Source organism: Rubritalea squalenifaciens DSM 18772, from assembly GCF_900141815.1.
GTDB lineage: Bacteria > Verrucomicrobiota > Verrucomicrobiia > Verrucomicrobiales > Akkermansiaceae > Rubritalea > Rubritalea squalenifaciens.
In genome coordinates, this window is record NZ_FQYR01000004.1 from 327,918 (window position 1) to 343,446 (window position 15,529).

The 15,529-nt window shown below is 52.1% G+C and carries 18 protein-coding genes; 12 read left to right on the plus strand and 6 right to left on the minus strand.

Going from position 1 to position 15,529, the window contains the following annotated elements; genetic code table 11:
• Positions 1–160 precede the first annotated feature (160 nt).
• Entirely contained in the window at positions 161–1,114 is a 954-nt protein-coding gene (locus BUB27_RS11655; RefSeq protein WP_143184026.1) for a hypothetical protein, read from the minus strand.
• 130 nt (positions 1,115–1,244) lie between these two features.
• On the opposite strand from BUB27_RS11655, the gene BUB27_RS11660 reads away from it, so the two are divergent.
• On the plus strand, positions 1,245–1,937 hold the full coding sequence (locus BUB27_RS11660; protein WP_143184027.1) for a YggS family pyridoxal phosphate-dependent enzyme: 693 nt from the start codon (positions 1,245–1,247) through the stop codon (positions 1,935–1,937).
• A gap of 110 nt (positions 1,938–2,047) precedes the next feature.
• On the opposite strand, the gene BUB27_RS11665 is transcribed toward BUB27_RS11660, so the two are convergent.
• The 4 genes from BUB27_RS11665 to BUB27_RS11680 form a co-directional block, all read right to left on the minus strand.
• Positions 2,048–3,625 (minus strand): FecR domain-containing protein, encoded by a 1,578-nt coding sequence (locus tag BUB27_RS11665; RefSeq protein ID WP_159434929.1) that lies wholly within the window; start codon positions 3,623–3,625, stop codon positions 2,048–2,050.
• Positions 3,626–3,630: 5 nt separating this feature from the next.
• On the minus strand, positions 3,631–4,179 hold the full coding sequence (locus BUB27_RS11670; protein ID WP_143184029.1) for a sigma-70 family RNA polymerase sigma factor: 549 nt from the start codon (positions 4,177–4,179) through the stop codon (positions 3,631–3,633).
• Between the two features lie 150 nt (positions 4,180–4,329).
• Entirely contained in the window at positions 4,330–4,944 is a 615-nt protein-coding gene (locus BUB27_RS11675; protein WP_143184030.1) for a hypothetical protein, read from the minus strand.
• A gap of 27 nt (positions 4,945–4,971) precedes the next feature.
• Entirely contained in the window at positions 4,972–5,544 is a 573-nt protein-coding gene (locus BUB27_RS11680; RefSeq protein WP_234991741.1) for a hypothetical protein, read from the minus strand.
• A gap of 165 nt (positions 5,545–5,709) precedes the next feature.
• Here BUB27_RS11680 and BUB27_RS11685 point away from each other — a divergent pair, with 165 nt between their 5' ends.
• The 8 genes from BUB27_RS11685 (at position 5,710) to BUB27_RS11720 (ending at position 12,101) form a co-directional block, all read left to right on the plus strand.
• On the plus strand, positions 5,710–6,711 hold the full coding sequence (locus BUB27_RS11685; protein WP_143184031.1) for a TraR/DksA family transcriptional regulator: 1,002 nt from the start codon (positions 5,710–5,712) through the stop codon (positions 6,709–6,711).
• A gap of 181 nt (positions 6,712–6,892) precedes the next feature.
• Complete coding sequence (gene rpmG, locus BUB27_RS11690; RefSeq protein ID WP_143184032.1) at positions 6,893–7,066, plus strand: 50S ribosomal protein L33; 174 nt, start codon at positions 6,893–6,895, stop codon at positions 7,064–7,066.
• A 35-nt stretch (positions 7,067–7,101) separates the two neighbouring features.
• Positions 7,102–7,344, plus strand: coding sequence for a 30S ribosomal protein S18 (gene rpsR / locus BUB27_RS11695; protein WP_327289746.1), 243 nt, complete (start codon positions 7,102–7,104; stop codon positions 7,342–7,344).
• 132 nt (positions 7,345–7,476) lie between these two features.
• The gene (gene folE2 / locus BUB27_RS11700) at positions 7,477–8,274 is read left to right on the plus strand and encodes a GTP cyclohydrolase FolE2 (protein WP_143184033.1); all 798 of its coding nucleotides are present in this window, start codon (positions 7,477–7,479) and stop codon (positions 8,272–8,274) included.
• 66 nt (positions 8,275–8,340) lie between these two features.
• Positions 8,341–8,772, plus strand: a complete 432-nt coding sequence (locus tag BUB27_RS11705) for a hypothetical protein (RefSeq protein ID WP_143184034.1) — start codon at positions 8,341–8,343, stop codon at positions 8,770–8,772.
• 172 nt (positions 8,773–8,944) lie between these two features.
• Entirely contained in the window at positions 8,945–9,463 is a 519-nt protein-coding gene (locus BUB27_RS11710; RefSeq protein ID WP_143184035.1) for a hypothetical protein, read from the plus strand.
• Positions 9,464–9,492: 29 nt separating this feature from the next.
• On the plus strand, positions 9,493–10,017 hold the full coding sequence (locus BUB27_RS11715; protein WP_159434930.1) for a PilW family protein: 525 nt from the start codon (positions 9,493–9,495) through the stop codon (positions 10,015–10,017).
• A complete protein-coding gene (locus BUB27_RS11720; protein ID WP_143184037.1) occupies positions 10,014–12,101 on the plus strand; it encodes a hypothetical protein in 2,088 nt (695 codons plus the stop codon). Before BUB27_RS11715 ends, BUB27_RS11720 begins: the two co-directional genes overlap by 4 nt.
• A 104-nt stretch (positions 12,102–12,205) precedes the next feature.
• Here the strand turns inward: BUB27_RS11720 and aroB are convergent, their stop codons facing one another.
• A complete protein-coding gene (aroB, locus tag BUB27_RS11725; RefSeq protein ID WP_143184038.1) occupies positions 12,206–13,285 on the minus strand; it encodes a 3-dehydroquinate synthase in 1,080 nt (359 codons plus the stop codon).
• Positions 13,286–13,400: 115 nt separating this feature from the next.
• Between aroB and BUB27_RS11730 the strand changes: the two genes are divergently transcribed.
• The 3 genes from BUB27_RS11730 to BUB27_RS11740 all read left to right on the plus strand — a co-directional run bounded on the left by BUB27_RS11730 (position 13,401) and on the right by BUB27_RS11740 (position 15,413).
• Entirely contained in the window at positions 13,401–13,787 is a 387-nt protein-coding gene (locus BUB27_RS11730) for a hypothetical protein (protein ID WP_143184039.1), read from the plus strand.
• A gap of 110 nt (positions 13,788–13,897) precedes the next feature.
• Entirely contained in the window at positions 13,898–14,455 is a 558-nt protein-coding gene (locus BUB27_RS11735; protein ID WP_143184040.1) for an RNA polymerase sigma factor, read from the plus strand.
• Positions 14,448–15,413: a hypothetical protein gene (locus tag BUB27_RS11740; RefSeq protein ID WP_143184041.1), complete on the plus strand. Its 966-nt coding sequence runs from the start codon at positions 14,448–14,450 to the stop codon at positions 15,411–15,413. Before BUB27_RS11735 ends, BUB27_RS11740 begins: the two co-directional genes overlap by 8 nt.
• Positions 15,414–15,529 lie beyond the last annotated feature (116 nt).

Genomic DNA, 15,529 nt, shown 5'->3' on the forward strand with positions numbered 1-15,529 from the left:
GGGCTGCTGCCCGGGGGAGCGAATGTAATGCGCTTGTATAGCCTTGGAAAGAAGGAATTGTGGCAGTTTGTGCTTATGGGCACATATTCACATACCGCTTCGCTTTACGTCAAAAAACAGGGGCTAGAGGGCTTCTGCGCTGGTGAGAGCGGGGCTGGATCTAGTAGGAGGATTTTTCCGGGAATTCCTTGGTTTCGTGTACCCAGCGCATGGCCTCGGTGGCTGTTTTGGGTTCTGGAAGTTTGTGGCCTCCCTGAAAGTGGAACACTTTGATTTTTGCTCGTGTTTTCTTTCTTAGGAAATCTCCATCGGGCTCTTCGTAGTGTTGGGCATTCTTGTCGGAGTCTCCGTTGATCATCGCGACGGCCATTTTCTTGGAATATTTGAGGTCGTAGTGATTGCCCATCCAGCCACCAAAAGAGAGTATGCCAGCGGCTTCAGTATTCAAAAAACTGGAGCTGATGAATGCCCATGATCCTCCGCCAGAGAATCCGCCGAAGACTACACGTGTGGTGTCATAGCTGACCTGCTTCTTGGCTTCAGCCTGTGCAGCGAGATTTTCTTTCTTGATGGTCTCGCTGTCCTTTTTGTTGCGATAGCAATCAACTCCAATAAGTACCCAGCCTAGCTCGTCCGCTCCAGGCTTCATCATGTTCACAAGGCTCTTGGAGTGACCTCCAGGGGAGTAGACGTATGCAGCTGGTCGCTTCTTGTTAGATTCGTCGCCCTTGATGTAACCAGCTGGATAGTAGATGTGAATCTTATGTCCGCCGCCACCTTCAGGGGTGAAGGTCTCCATTCTGCCATTTTTGGCGGCTTCTCTTTTTTTAGCCATCTCCTCGGCGTGTTTCGCCATTTCTTTTGCGTACTCCTCGAGGCGATTTTGGTGCTCAGCAATGAGTACGGATTTCTCGATCACGACTTCCTTATCGTTTTTTAGCTTCAGAGTTAGCTTCCCGGTCTCGGTGTCGTACTTGATAATTTCGGCAGAGATGGTGGCGGAGTCTTTTTCTCTAGTCCAATCTTGGAATTCAGCTTTGACGGAAGATAGCGTCAGTAGAAGACAGCTGGCAGAGAGGAGTGAGAGGGAGTTGAGTTTGTTTGTGCGATGCATGAAGGTTAAGGTTTATGGTGAGGTTATATAGAGGGGGTGCGTTGTCAGACTTGCAATGCTTTTTGTGATGCCTGCAGCTTATACTTGGATTTAGAATTGAGTTTTGTTCGTTAGGTTGGAGGATTGGGCTATGAATGAAGTTGCTGAAAACTTGGCGGAAGTGAAGGAGAGGATGGCAATTGCGGCGCAGAGCAGTGGTCGTGGAGTTGACGAGGTGAGTTTGGTGGCTGTCTCCAAGACTTGGCCTGCCGAGCATGTTCAGCAGGCGGTGGATGCCGGGCAACGTGTCTTTGGTGAGAACAAGCTTCAGGAAGGCCAAGACAAGATTCCGGCGATGAGTGATGAGCTGGAGTGGCATTTCATCGGTGGATTACAGCGTAACAAAGTGCGTAAAGTCTTTGGTCTTTTTCACTGGGTACACAGTATCGATTCCTTGAAGCTGGCCCGTTATGCGAACGGGGTGGCTACAGACATGGGAATTCGTCCGAAGGTGCTGTTGCAGGTGAACATTGGCCGCGAGTTGAGCAAGGGAGGATTTGAGGTTGATGAGTTGGAGGACAGCTTCGCTGAAATCCTGCAGTTGGAGCATCTGGACCTCAGGGGATTGATGTGTATTCCGCCTGCGGTGGAGAATCCGGATGATGCTAGAATCTATTTTAAAGAGATGGTGGCATTGCGTGTACGTCTTCAGGAGCAGTATGGGATGAATCTGCCTGAGCTGAGTATGGGAATGAGTGGGGATTTTGAGGTGGCTATCCAGGAGGGCGCTACGATGGTGCGTGTGGGGAGTTCTATCTTTGGGGCTAGGAACTATTCTCGCTGATCGTCTGCCGAATGATATAAAAAACCAGCACCGCGAGATCCGCAGTGCTGGTTGGTTAATGCAGTGTTTTTGAAAGTGTTTCGGGCTTCGCCTTTGGTAGTCAGCTTGGTCTATTGTGGTCCCTCGTAGGTATTGTAGCGGTAGAGGTTTTGGATCTGCTCAGCTGAGAGTGCGGCGGCGAAAATGTAGATCTCATCCATGCTGGGTTGGAAGGGCCAGCCGTGGCGAGTGTCGTCCCAAGAATGTGCTAGAAGAGAGAGTGGTTTAGAGTCTTTGTCGTAAATGTTGGTATTGACTGGGATGTTGCCGTTGCTGTGCCTGATTAGGTGTTCGTTTGTGTTGCGTTGGATGTGCTCAGGTTCTCCATCGACATAGCTGTAGATTTCAGGGTTTCCGTCTTCCAGGTGTTTACCTGTGAATACATGGGCTATGTGGTGCCACTCTCCATCTCCAATATTGGTGTATCCCCCCACCCAGTGGCCGCCCAGGGAGACTCCGCTGATACTGGTTCCGTCATCGAAAGAGCAAATGTAAGAGTAGAATTGATTGGTGGTGAGATCGTGGTGTCCCCAGAATCTGCCCCAGCCGATAGTTTGATAGCTGATACCGTAGTTTTCTTCCTTAGGTAGCTTGATCCAGTAGGCCATCGTACGAGGGGAGTCATCACCGATGCCTTTCCAGTCGGTCTCAATAAAGGCGCATGTGCCTGTAGCCTGCATCGCTTTGCCGAATTTGCCTTCAACGGCTTGGAAGTCATTCCCGTCATAGGAATCAATGACTTTGGTTGTGGTGTTGGCGGCGGATGGGTGGGTGCCAGAACATGCTAGTTGATCGTCTCCATCAAATGACCAGTGCATGTAAGGAAGTTGATCAGGAAGGGTTGTGAGGAAGCGGGAGGGTTGTGTGGTGATGGAGTCAAGAGTGCCAACATTGCTGACTCGGCAGGCTTCATCGGCGATCAGTTTCTGTGAGTCTTTTCGGTGGTGTCTGGCGCTTACCTGGACTTTGCCTTTGAATACGTGGACTTCTTCCTGGCCGCCGGGGGTGTTGATGACTCCAAACTCGGTGCCTAAATCAACAATGTTCAGGTCATTGGTGATGACGCTGAAGCCTTTGGCTTGTTTGGAAACGTTAAACCAGGCAGAGCCCTCTCTCATTTGGATGCTGTTCTCTGTGAGAAGGGTGATGTCTGCTGGAGCCTGAAGAATGGATTGTACACCGCTCTCAAAATTGAGTTCGACGGTGCCTTGGTTCACGATGAGTCTGGATCCAGGTTTGAGGGTTAGTTCATGGTGCTTTTGGGCGTTGTCCGCATGAGTGATGGCAAAGTCGGTTCCAGGGGAAGCCCTCAAAGTGAGGGGTCTGTCCGTTGGGGAGACAAAGATGAACTGCATCACTGCCAAAGTCAGGAGAACCATCGCTGCGGCTGCCATTGAGGAGTAGGCTACAAGCTTTTTGCGCCTTTTCTTGATGATTTCCTGTACGGAGATGGTCGGAACGGGAGTGGTCAGGGCTCTAATGCCCTTCGCGTTCTGACCGAGAAGGCTGTGAATGCGTGCGTGCTTGCAATAGAGGGCGCGGGCTTCCTCGGAGTTATCTAGCTCATGCATGAGTTCCGGCCATAGTTCCTCTGACAGGGATCCATCTAGGAGTTCCTGTATGCGAGTTTCCAGCTGAATAGGGCTCATGGGCATTAGCTTGGGATAATCTTGTCTAAAGTTTGTCGTTCGTCGATGCAGCGTCTGAGTGCTGTCCTCAGGCGGCTCAGGGTGACTTTCAGAGAGCCTACGCTTTTACCTGAGCTTTGTGCGTATTCTTTGAGGGGGGTTTCTGAGTAGTATCGATGGGTAATCAGCTCGCGCTCGCTGGGGTTTAGTTTTTGGAGGCAGTGGTCTAGGGCGACACGGAGATCGTGTGTGGGGGTTTCCTCGGTGGATTCTTCCATGGACTCCGTGATTTTCTTCGCTAGATCATCATGGATCACCAGCCAGTCCTTGCGCTGACACTCCTTGAGGTAGGATTTTACCTCCCAGCGGGCAATGCTATATGCCCATGCGCGGAAATTGGTGCCTTTCTCAAAGTTTTTACGCTTTTTCCATATCACGAGATTAGTGCGCTGAAGCACATCTTGCACTGAGGGGTCACCGGGGAGGAGCGAATGGATATAGGCAAGCAGTTCTGCCTGGTGGACTGCTATTTGCGTGACAATAGCATCGTCGGTGCTGCCGGAGAATATACCCATCAGGGTATACTGGCACAAAATGGGCCAAGGTTACAAAAAACTTTATCAAATTACGCTCACTTCTGCAGGGGTGGCATCTACGCGTGCTGAATAAAAAAACGCCTCCTGCTGATAGGAGGCGTTTGGTTAAAAGGATAGGATTCGTGATAATTAAAGTTCCTTCAAGATATCAGCGCAAATCTGAGACCAGCTCTCGAGATTTTCGTGCATTTCGCCCTGGAGTTCTTCGATGGTGTTGAACTTGAGATCGGCAATGGCTTCCTCGTTGGAGGTGACTTGGTCCGTCTCGAGTTCGAAGAGGTGGACGACGCCGAGGTGGACCTTGCCTACTTCGTTTGAGTCATCGTTGAGAAGGGCCACAATCTTCTGGGTGTAGTTGCCCTGGATATTAAGCTCCTCGTTTATTTCGCGTTCCACGCCGGCTAGGTAGGTTTCCATGCCGAGGTGGTCTTCACGTTCGTCCTCTGGATTGATGTGGCCACCGATACCCATGGAGCGCTTGGCGTGCAGGCGGGCTTCACCGCCTGATTTGCTGCGCATGTAGTTGATGATTTTTCCGTTGTGGCGGAAAAGGGCGTAAGGAATGAGCTGCTTGTGAGTTGGGTCCTCTTCGGCCTCTGCCCTGTCCATAAAGAAGTTATTGGATGGGTTGATGATGGTGGAGAGGTACTTCTCGACGTCTGTCTGGATGCCTTGGAAGGAACCGAGGGAGTCGAAGAGTTCGCGCTTGATGACGAGGATTTGTTCGCCTGCGTATTTGGACATTGTGTTAAAAATGTTAGATGGGTGCTACTAGTCTTGGTTTGGCTGGGACTTCACGTAATCCAGAATGTGGTCGTGGTCGCCATCAGCGGCCCAGACGTGGCGGAGGAAGTCAGCGGGGTGGATGTTCCCATGGCGACGGAAAAAATTGCGGTCGCCGCCGCAGCCGAACATGATGTTAGGATCGAGTTCGCCGCGCAGCTTGTGCTCAGCCTTGGCGATGATGCGTGGTAGATAGGCGATGCCATCCGTCTCTTCCTGCTTGCCTGGTAGTTCATCCATGGTGATTTCGTACTCACTGAGGATGTTGTTTTGAACGACCATGAGGTAGTCGCGGCGTACTGCGGCGATGAGCAGAGCGGTGGACTCTGTAGGCTCGCCGTCATCTGCTAGGTCTTCGACAAAGTCAAAAAGTTCGCGTGGCTTATAGCCGATAGAAGCGAGAAAGGTGAGGTCGTCATCGCTGTAGTAAGTGTTAAAGTCGGAGTTGCCTCCACGGTAGGCTTCCAGGCATCTGCGGAACAGTTTCAGAAAGTGGTCATTCCAAGTCATGACGGCAGATTGGATGGCGCGGGGGAGTGTGTCAAATACGCAGCTTTTCAAAGCTAAAAAAATACCTGAAAATCGGTTAGGAATGTCACAAAACTCCTTGGGTACAGTCGATTTAGCTTGAAGATAATAAAAGAATGTCTATTTGAAGCTCGCCTATTGTGTTAATGTAATGGGCGATATTTCTAATAAAACCAAACTACTGAACCATCTAAGTCCATGGCAGCCAAAAAGAAACAGGTGAAAAAGGGCGCTAAAAAAGCTCCCAAGAAAGCACCTGCAAAGAAAACCTCCAAGAAATCTGCAGCAAAAAAAGTAGCCAAGAAGACGGTTGCGAAAAAGGCCGCTAAGAAAGTCGCTAAAAAAGCGGTGAAAAAGACTGCCAAGAAGGTGGCTAAAAAGGCGGTGAAGAAAGCCGCTAAAAAGACCGCCAAGAAAGCTCCTGCCAAAAAATCAGCCAAGAAAGTGGTGAAGAAGGCAGCCAAGAAAGTGGCAAAGAAAGCCAAAAAGGTAGCTCCTAAAAAGAAGGTGGTGAAGAAGCCTGCTAAGAAGACCGCAAAGAAAGCGGTGAAGAAGGTGGTCAAAAAGGCGACTAAGAAAGCTGCCAAGAAGGTAGTGAAAAAGGTCGCCAAGAAGGTGGCTAAGAAAGCGCCCGCCAAAAAGGCCACGAAGAAAGTTGTGAGTAAGACAGAAAAAAAAGCCCCTAAAAAGGTAGCGAAGAAGGTGGTAGCCAAGAGCTCGGCTGCCAAAGCCAAGAAGGCCCCAGCGAAAGCTGATCCTAAGAAGCCAGTGAAACTGAGTGCGTTTGTGAAGAAGCAGCGCGAACGTTTGCTGGAGCTTCTGGATGAGTTGCTGGATACGACTCATGGCATGGCCCAGGACACCCTGAAGTCCGGCCCTGAGGGTAGTGAGGCAAACGGTTCGGGAATGCACCAAGGTGATGCGGGTAGCGATGCCTATGACCGCGACTTGGCCCTGAATATCCTCTCCAAGGAGCAAGACGCCCTCTATGAGGTGCAAGATGCGCTGGGCAGGGTCGAGAAGGGTGTCTACGGCATCTGTGAGTTGTCCGGAAAGCGTATCCCGAACGCACGACTGGAAGCCATCCCGTTCTGTCGTCTGACCGTGGAGTGTCAGGAAAAGTGGGAAGAAAAATACGGCAAGCAGCGCTATCGCCGTGAAGACGAGCCAGGCTACATTGGTGGTCTGGAGGGTTTCTAAGGCTTAGAATATCATTAGGAAACGTAAACCTCCGCTCGTGAAGGGTGGAGGTTTTTTACTCTCAGCAGGCAGTTTCAATGGCAATAAGGCGAGGGAGAGTGTTAAAAAAATCACGGTTTGGCTTGACGCTGGCCCCAAATTGAGTAGCTTCCGCCTCCCGATTTCAACCATTTAAGAAACCATGCCACGCGATATCATCATCCTCGAATGCACCGAAGCACGCGCCGAAGGTAAGTCTCCTTCCCGCTACGTGACTACACGCAACAAGAAGAGCCTTCGTACACCAGGCCGCCTTGAGAAGGTTAAGTTCAACCCAGCTCTCAAGCGCCGTACTGTACACCGCGAGCTTCGCTAATCACGCATTCAAGATACATCACAGATTTTCTTATTATGTCCGAGCCTAAAACAATCGAACGCCGCATCGCCTTCCGTAAGGCCAACCGTACGATGCCACGTCGTCGTATCGACCTTCCTGCAGAGCAGATCGACTACAAGAACACAGAGATTCTTAGCAAGTTTACTTCTGAGACTGGCAAGATCCTCCCACGTCGTGTGACTGGAGTTTCCGCCAAGCTTCACCGCAAGATTACACGCGAGATCAAGCGTGCACGTTCTTGCAACCTTCTTCCATAATTGGAAGACGGGATGCTGATCTCACATAGATGGTTTTTCGAGCTTGCCTAGTCAATTCTGGGCAGGCTCGTTTTGTTTCCCTAATGGCTTTGTGAAATCGGTTTACTGAGAAACCAAGATCTAGTTTTTAAGATGCCAGAACAAATCATGCCGCTGAAGGATACCCAGAACGAGCGCGATCACCGCAATATCGCGATCGACAGGGTAGGGGTGAAAGCGCTTCGCTTTCCTGTAGAGGTTCGAGAGAAAGAAGGCGGATCCCAGCGTACCGTGGCTACCACCGCGCTTGCCGTGGACTTGCCGGAACATTTCAAAGGCACACACATGAGCCGCTTCGTGGAGGTGCTGAACTCCCATGGCAACTGCCTGGATGTACGTGAAATGAAGAAGGTTCCCGAGGAACTTCTAGAGCGCTTGGAAGCTTCCAAGGCTCACGTGGAATTTGAGTTCCCGTTCTTCCGAACCAAGCCGGCTCCTGTGACGGGCAAAGGTGGCGTGCTGGACTACACCGTGCGTTTCGAGGTCGAGGCCTGTGCTAACGGTGATTCAGATTTCGTCTGCACCGTGATGGTGCCTGTGGCGACGCTTTGCCCATGCTCCAAGGCGATCAGCGACTACGGTGCCCACAACCAGCGCGGTCTGGTGACTTTCGCTGTGCGTGCCAAGCGTCCGATCTGGGTGGAAGACCTCATTGACCTCGTAGAGTCTTCAGCCAGCTGTGAGCTCTATAGTCTACTGAAGCGCCCGGATGAAAAGTACGTGACCGAGCGTGCCTACGATAATCCAGTCTTCGTAGAGGACTTGGTGCGTAACGTGGCCAGTAAGGCAAACGCTCAGGATAACATCGTGTGGTACCGCGTGGAGGCGGAGAACTTTGAGTCTATCCACAACCACAATGCCTACGCGATGATCGAGAAGCACGCGGAGTAGTGCTTTTGCTTAGTTCTTATCAAAAGGGCTTTCGTTGATATCAGATTTGGTCTTGTTTCATAAGGTATGGAGCAAGACCGCATCGACGAGCATTTCAGAAAACCCTATATCAGTCTTCCTGGGGCCACCCATGGTATCCCTAATTTGAAAGACATCCTTTCTTCGGTGCCCAAGGAAAGGGAGCACCGTTTCGAGTCGGCCGGGGAGTTTATCCGCCGTCTTGCTGACCGTGTGGTGAAATGGCGCGATAGCCTGCCTGAGGGAGAGACGCCCGTCGTACTGACATTCCTGCAGACAGGAGACGTGGTGGAAGTCATGACCATCGGTGAAGATGGCCACTCAGGTGTGGTGATCGAAGGTATGGTGGGGGATTCCCCCTGCATGTTCATCTCGCACCAGGCGAGTTTGCAGATTCTCTGCTACACTCGTACCATTGAGGAGGAGAAGCCTAGGCGTACCATCGGCTTCCACGTGGGTGGAGAGACCATCGAGGCCTAGGGGAAATAGATTGACTCTCGCGTCAGAATTTTCTATAAAATGAGTCCCTAGCGATATGCTAAACCCCTTGGTGATTAGTGGATGAACTTCTAAATGTGAAGAAAGATTACAATTTTTTCATTGAAACTTTGAGGAAGTCTGCTGGAATCCCAATGTATATTTTTCCCGTCTAATGAAGAGATACACTCAAAACCCTACAAACCGCGGCCAGCGGAAGGATTTGCTTGGCCGCGCGCTCCTAAGAAAGCGCAAAGGTGACTTTCTGGTAGAAGGCACGATTGCTCTCTTCGTACTGGTTTCTCTGATGCTTGTCATGCTGCAGGGCTCCCTAACGATCGTAAAACCTCGAGCCCAAACGATTGGCCACAACATGGCAGACGCCTATCTATCCTACGAGCTTGCCTATGCAAACCGAGTGGACTTTGACAGCATCAGTGATAGCGGTGAGTGGCCTGAGTATCCGCTATACCAAGAAACCCAAGTCAATCTGGGAACCTTGCCGAATTCCGGTATCGTGCTTACTGGGGATGTCCGCCGTACCAGAAGTGCCTATGATTGGACTCCTACGGGGACAGGCGCCATCAGCTTCACTGACTTAGGTATCCAAGTATGGAAGCTTCAGAGTCACCTCGTGTACACCGTCAACGGTGATACTTTTGTTAAATCCAGAATAGTCATCAGATCGCAATGAAAATTTCATGCCAAAAAAACACCCGCTTAATGAGAGGTCTGCGCAAGGGCTACACCCTCATCGAGCTTGTTGTCGTGATGATGCTGGGACTCTTGTTGGCTACGACGAGCACCATGATGCTCAGCCAGCAGGTCAATTTCTATACCATGCTGAACTCCCAGAAGTTCGTGCTTGAAGAGGCTCCTGTGGCCAACAGCATGATGGTGCGCATCCTCTCTCAGGCAGATGCGTTCCGCATTCACGGCAGTCAGGCGGATGCGCTGTCTGATACAAATGGCCTGGTCGCCAATGGTTCCACCATGGTCATTGGTTTTGCCCAGCCGGACGGCTCGCGCGAATTTGGACTTATCGAATTTACCAAGGCTGACGGAGCTAGCACGGGGACATTAAAGTTCCATAAGTTGAGCCCGGACGCTTCTACCATTATTTCCAGTTGGACCATCACCGGTGGTGCGAGTAACGTTACGTTTGGAATCCAGAACGGGATTCTGATCATGACTTTGACAGGCCCTTACGGGGGACAAATTCAATACGCAGCAAGTTCATCGCTATGAAGATTACCACTTATCCATTCAAGACTCAGCGAAAAGGTTTTGTAAACATTACCGTTGTCGTCGTTGTCGGGATTTTCTGTTTGGGCCTCATGGCGGCTACATTCCAGTCTACGGTCCGCAGCCTAGATACCCAGCGTAAGGTTCAGCTGCAGTTGGACTACGAGGCTCGAGAGCAGGCCTTTCTCAGGGCTGTAGTGAGCTTAGCTCCCGTCGTTGCTGCAAACTCCATGGTAGACGGTTCACAGGATTCAACCTTTTCGAAGAACGCGACCTCTTTTGAGGCCTTGTACACTGAGGCAGGCAAACTCTCGAGCTTTGCCAAAACCATCGATACGGACAGTTACCCGGCTATCAAGACCAAGCTAAACCTGACTGAAGCTCGGTCTCTGAACGTAGCAGATGCAACTTACACTTCGGTACTCGATTACGTAGGTGCGGCAGCAGATAGCTACAGTACTCCCGGTGCAGTGGAATCCACGGCCCAGGGAAACTACCCTCCGCCACTCTATGCTCGTGGACAAGGCTCCAGCGGTCTGACGAGTCGTACTACCGTGGACACGTCTTCCAAGACATACGCCTCAAACAATCTTTTGCTGTCTTCAGCTCTGGCGTATAGCACCACGGGTACTCCACATGAAGGCCTGTTTGCTAACGACGATGTGTACAATCAGTATAACGTCATCAACTATCCAAACATTCACTTTGGCTATGGTGAGGCAGGAAAACCTATTGTGGGCAAGCACAACTGGTGGAGGCTTTTCCTTCATCCGGAGATCAAGCACATGAATGCGACCGGGCTCACTCGTGAAGTCAATAACGGTTACTACCTGGACCGCGAGTATGTCCTATCTATTTATGAACTGCCAGCTCAGTTGCCCATCAACGCAGCGACAGCGATTACTCTTGGACAGATTGGCGCAGAAGCTTGGGCGGATGTGACGATCTCTGGGGGTATCTCAGCCAACAAGGTCACAACCGTCAATACCGTGACAGCTGATCGTTTGGCTGTTAGGAAGGGTGCCACCATCTCTGGTGGGACAACTCTGGGTACTAACGGTGAGACTTATACAGGGGGTAGTGGGGTAGACCGAGAAACCTTCGAGGCTACTTCTAAAGGATTCTACCCAATCTCTAAATCATCAGACACGGCACGTGCTATGTTCATTGCCATCAATCCTGGAAACGAGTTCTTTGACCGCTACGCGACAGTGAATGATTTTGAGGAATCTCCTGTTTCGGGCAAAGGCAGCCGTCTGAGTGCCGAGAGCTGGTACCAGTACTCCATGGGTTGTCATCGCTGTGCAATGAAGCTCGATGTGATTACCGTTCGTGATTCGACTGATCAGACACCTACCGAAATTCTCTTCACCTACAAATCCGGAGGTTCTGATGTCTCGTACAAATTTTCCAAAACAGATGGCAACTGGCCTGAGCCTGGAACAGACGAAGGGGATGCGTTCCCGTTCCATGTTCTCTCGACGGTGCCAGGTAGACCTTCTCTGGAACTGAATATGGCTAGACTCTGGCCTTGGATGCAGACTTTGGCATCAGCTCCAGATGCTACCAGTGTGAACAACTCGATCGTCATCAACGCGGATTACACTCAGTCTGGCAACAATGTAGCCGTTCCTAATATTCCGACACAAAGCGGAGACATTTCACTTTTGTTAGCAGAGGCTGATGATTTCACCGATTTTGCGACAGGTCTTTCTATTGTCACGAATTTCAGAACCTATCTGATGAGTGATGTAAATACGGTAACTACAACACCTCCACTTAACTCTGGTTTGACTGGAGAGTTCAGACCTCCATTCTCCCTGTTTTGTCCCGAGATGCGTGTCGGTTTGGATGCCTCCAATACCCGATTCACTCTCACAGGCCAGGTTGGTTCCTTTGGTGATGAAACAACAGCTGGTATCAATGTGCTCGACTTTAAGCTCGGTACCACTGAGCAGGTCAAGGCAAGCAAGATCAAGGCGAACCTGACTCAGATTACTCACCCGGCGGAGCTGCCACCGATCAACCTGATGAACTGGCTCGTCGTGGTACAACGCGTCATGGATAGTGAGCACGCTGACTACTAAGATTTCAAAAGCAAAAACCCGGGCCGCATAGCCCGGGTTTTTTTGTGTCTGGAAAGTACGCTCAGCCCGCAGTGTTAGACTGCGAGGTGATGGCAGATGATCGACTAGGAGCGCAGTAGCTCCACGGTGTCGCGGAGCTCGTCGAGGGTGAGGTCTGGGCTCACAAAGGCGCTGCCTGCTGCATCGAGCAGGACGAAGTGGATGGCACCGGCGCTGAACTTTTTGTCGCGTAGGAGTTTCTCCATCACGGTCTCCGTGCTGATGTGCTGCGGGAGCACGAGCGGAAGCTGGAATTTCTCGAAGAGGGCAAGGATGCGGTCGGCATCTTCTTGGGAAAGGGTGCTGTGCTTCACGGAGAGAAGCAGCGCGGCGCGGGTGCCCAGTGAGATGGCTTCACCGTGGAGAAGCTCGCCGTAGGGCACTGAGGCCTCGATTCCGTGGCCGATGGTGTGGCCGAAATTCAGCAGGGCGCGTGTGCCGGAGGTCTCTTGTTCGTCCTCTTCCACCACGCGGGCCTTGATGGCGATGTTCCGGGCGATGAGTTCAGCTGGTGGTGCCTTGTCGGCGGGGTCGAGCTTGTCGATCTCAGCCAGCATGGCTTCGTCGCGGATCGCGGCGTGCTTGATCACCTCGGCAAAGCCCTCGCGGTACTCGCGGTCTTCCAGAGTAGCCAGAGTGGCCGGATCAGCAATCACCAGACGCGGCTGATGGAAGGCGCCGACGAGGTTCTTGCCCTCGGCGATGTTGACACCGGTCTTGCCGCCCACAGAGCTGTCCACGAGAGAAACGATGGTCGTCGGGATCTGCACGAAGGGAACGCCACGGTAGAAAATGGAAGCCACAAATCCGGCCAGGTCACCGATCACGCCACCGCCGAGCGCGATGACGAAAGACTTGCGGTCATGGCCTGCCTGGGTCATTTCGCGGCAGAGCAACTCGACTTGAGTCATCGACTTGGAGGCCTCACCCGCAGGTACGGTGTGCAGGCTCGGGTCAAAGCCAGCGGTCTTTAGATTCGCTAGTAGACCGTCGGAATAGTGAGGAGCCACATTGCTATCAGAAATGACGGCTACCTTGCCCTTCAGGCCGGTGGCAGAGATGAGTTCGGCGGCCTGATTCAGGACCCCGTATTCACAGATCACATCGTAGGAGCGGTCTCCCAGGTTCACATGGACAGTCGGCATACGCTCGAAATAGGGGAATACGCCCCGTTCGTAAACAGGGAAGTGTGTTATTTAAAATGCTGGATTTTTAACATTCGCTCTTGTGCTGCTGGATCAAGTGTTGTAAAAGTAGCACATGAAGCGGATCGTCGTACGAAATGTAGCGCTGGCAGTCTGTATGCTGACTGGCCTGAACTCGTGTGCCTGGCTGAGCAAAGTGTTCAGACCTTACCCGGCTCATACCTGGGAAAATCCCCACGGTACGCAGCCTAGTGGTCATGGTACCACGGGGGCTGGCATCGTCGATCCACCGAATAAACCTGACGGAGACAAGCCTGTCGATCCAGGCAATCCTGCGGTCGATAAGCCAAAGTACCCGGTAGCCGTGGCTGTGGAGGGCAGACCCGGCTTTGTGCTGAATCCCTACACGGGAAATTTGGTCGACGTCAGGGACATCCAGTCGATGACCTTGGTCCGTGATCCTGCGGACCCCGATGAGACCCACCTTTTCAGGGTCCCGTAGGTGGAAGAGACGTTTTTCTACGGTCGTGAACAGACTGGAGGTTCCTGACGTCGGATAAGTTTTCAAATAGGATGGAATAAACTCCTGCTTGAGGTACTCTCATCAAAGCAGTGAGTAACAGTGAATTCCAAGACTTAGTCGACCAGCATTATCAGGCGCTCTATCGTTTCGCCTATTCTCTGGCGAAGAGCCCTGACAGAGCGGCGGACCTCGTCCAGCAGACCTATTGTATCTGGGCCCAGAAGGGGCACCAGCTCAAGGACAAGTCCAAGGCAAAGACCTGGCTTTTCACCACACTTTACCGCGAGCACTTGGGCCATGCGCGGAGACAGACCCGTTTTCCAGAGACTGATCTGGATGATGTGGACTACCAGCTCTCCACGGATGACGGTGAACGCGAGACGGCGAGAAAGATGGACGGCCAGCGTGCCGTGGAGCTTCTCTCCCAGCTTGACGAGACCTTCCGTGCGCCTTTGACGCTCTTTTATCTCCAGCAGCATAGCTACAAGGAGATCGCCGAGATTCTGGACGTGCCCATGGGCACCGTGATGTCCCGTATCTCCCGGGGTAAGGAACAGCTTCGCTCTAAAATGCGTGACGAGGCTAATGACGTCCCGACCAAAATCATTTCCATTCAACAGCAAACCAACAAAAAAAGCCATGGATAAGGAGAAAGCCAAATTTATGCTTCAGTGTTTCCGCCCGGACGGTGCGGATGCCAATGCCCCTGAATTTGCAGAGGCTCTCAAGCTGGCGGTCGAGGACCGTGAGCTCGGAGACTGGTTAGCCCATGAACGCGCCCAGGATGCGGAGTTTGCCGCTGCTCTCAGCGGAGCACCGATTCCCGAGGGCCTGAGGCAGGAAATACTCGCTGTGTTAGAATTTGACGGTAGTCCGGCGAATCTGGATGAAGACCTGGATGCTTCCTTCGTAGGAGCGCTGGCCAGCATCGCACCGCCGGCAGGATTCCGTGAGCAGCTCGTGGCTGCCATGGAAATGGAGACCGCAGAAAAGCCTTCCGTGGCAGACAAGGTTTCAGACATTTCCATGTGGCGCTGGATCACGGCCGCTGCAGTAGCCGCCGTATTGGCTGTCGGTGTCTTTGTCAGCCTGGACACTCCGGGCGGAGCCATCAATGACAGTGACCCGATCGTGGCTACCACTACTCCGGTGAGCATCGCCCCGCGCATCCCTATGCAGTCGGCTCAGATCGAGCTGGCCCAGGTGATGAACAGCACCACCAAGGTGAAGCTGGAGGCCCAGGGCCTCAGTAGGCAAGACGCCTACGCATGGTTGGAGAGCGAGTCCCTCCCGGTACCAAGACAGGTTCCTGCTGGTCTGGAGAATGCCACTATCATCGGTTGTAAGGAAGTCACCCTGAAGTGCGGTGCCCAGGCTTCACTCCTCTGCTTTGAGAAAGAAGGCGTGGGTGTTGTCCACCTCTTCGTCTTCGACCAGGAAAACATCGATGGCTTTGAGAAGCTCGCCAGCAAGAAGACCATCTGCATGAAGTCCTGCAAATCCTGCAGCACGACGAAGTTCAATATCGTCAGCTGGAAGGAAGAGGACCGTGCCTACCTCATGCTGACCAAGGCGAACAAGGAAGCCCTCGTCACGCTCTTCTAAGCCATGGTATAGATCATTTTAGTACACATATGGGTTGTGTGAGAAAAGGCTTGGAACCTGAACAGGGTTCCGGGCCTTCTTTGCGTCTGGGAGCAGGGGATTTGTGGAGGCACAGA